The sequence below is a fragment of the Enterococcus sp. LJL120 genome (genome assembly GCF_054871765.1).
Genome location: NZ_JBTXLV010000034.1, coordinates 1 through 1764 on the forward strand (window position 1 = coordinate 1; position 1764 = coordinate 1764).

The window sequence follows — 1764 nt, forward strand, 5'->3', positions numbered from 1 at the left end:
TCGCAGTGGTTTATCTAGTTCCTCCGTTCTATTACTCACGGAACAACAAGTGAACGAGGAGTTATTGGAGGATTCTATTTCTTTGAGAAATACAGTGATTGAAGAAAGGCAAACAATGACTGGCTGCTCTAAAAAATCTATCGAAGAATACCAAGTATCCATTGATGATTTGCGTAGTAATTTAGAAGTTGAAACCGAGAAACAACAGACAGAAACCAGTACCCAAATTCGATTATTAGAAGGAGAAATTCGTCAGGAAGAACAGAGTCAAGCTGTACAAGAAACACAACTTGAAGAGTATCAATTACAGATTGTAATGTTGCAAGAGAAGCTAAAAACCTATAAATAGTGGGTGACACAAATTATGTGTTTTTAGCACAAATAATGTGTTCGTAATGTGTTAAGACTGTGTTAACCCTACACAAATCATGTGTTAAACCAATTGAAACTGGCACCATTGAAAACCCCCGCACTGCGGGGATAGGCATGATAATGGTGCCAGTTTTCTCTTATGCTCTTTTTTAAAAGACTCTCAAAATAGGCTTCGCCCATTTATGAGGGCTTCTAAAAAATGCTTACCCGTTTGCAAGGAGGTCTTGCTTTGGTCAAAAATTTCCCAAATCCCCCCAAAAATTTCAATTCGAGGGCTACCCGAAGATAAGTTAAATCGTGTCAAAGAACTTGTCCGCCTGTCCGGTAAATCAATCAATGTTTTCATTGTGAATTGATTGCCAAATGTGGCAGAGTGTTCAGAGGCCCAAGCGCTCGATAACAAATATTCAGAAATACAAAAACAAACATTAGCGGTGCTGGAATTGAATACAAAAGAGTTGCAAAAAGTCCAAGAAATTTACAAGTTTATGAATGGAGAGTGACATTATGACAACAGAAGAAGGGGCTATTTTAAAGAAAAATTGGTCCGTGTGAAGGCCTATGTCTCAGAAGAAACGAAGGATTGGTTGGAGGAGTACAAATATAACATTGGGAAACGGTCCTATGGTGAAGTCATTGAAGAGTTGGTTTTTCGGAGTGAAAAATTCAGACCAAAATCAGCTTCTTTTAGAGCTACTTTCAGACGAGATAGCAGAACGTGTCTGAAAGGAATTAAAAGAACTGATAGACATCTTGAGGAGACGGACGGGCTACTCTGAGCGTCAAACAAAAGTAATCACTGAAGTGCTGAACCATAGGATTAAGACACTGAAACTTGACCGTACGGATGATAATGTCGTGTTGACGACAACGGCTAAGACAAATGTTCTCAGTGTGGCTGAAAATAGAATCAAGGAATAGCTTACTCACTTCGCACAATAGGCAGTTACCAAAGGCAATGCAAACGAACAAAAAGCGCTGGAAGAAGGGGATAACTAATGTCCACGTCACCAGGGATTATCTCAAAGGCGAAATTCATTTCACCTTTGAGCAGCAAGTATACAAAAGCGATTGATTATATCGATCGAAAGGAAGCTGTTCGGGGTTGAACAGTGGAAGGCTGGCATGTTTATTCAGACGACGCTTTGCCTTTCTGAGTGTATTTTGATAATTTAACAAGCCCAGAAATTCTGAGGCTTGTTTTTTCGTTTGGGAGCTGACGAATTTTATTTATGATATACTAAACAGGTAGAAAAGTTATGACAGTGGCTATCTTTGAGAGGTGGTGGTGCTTATGAATGTAAGTGCTGAAATCTATGAAAGGAGAAGCCTTTTGTCTGCATTAGAGACAATTCAATTGTTATTGAGTTTTGGTATGTTTACCATTGCCTT

The 1764-nt window shown here is 39.0% G+C and carries 2 protein-coding genes; both read left to right on the forward strand.

Features of this window, described 5'->3' with window-relative positions; genetic code table 11:
• Positions 1-349: hypothetical protein (locus ACYSNU_RS18860; protein ID WP_461738609.1), on the forward strand; the 349-nt coding region annotated here is incomplete at its 5' end.
• 1317 nt (positions 350-1666) lie between these two features.
• Positions 1667-1764: putative holin-like toxin (locus tag ACYSNU_RS18865; RefSeq protein ID WP_461738610.1), on the forward strand; the 98-nt coding region annotated here is incomplete at its 3' end.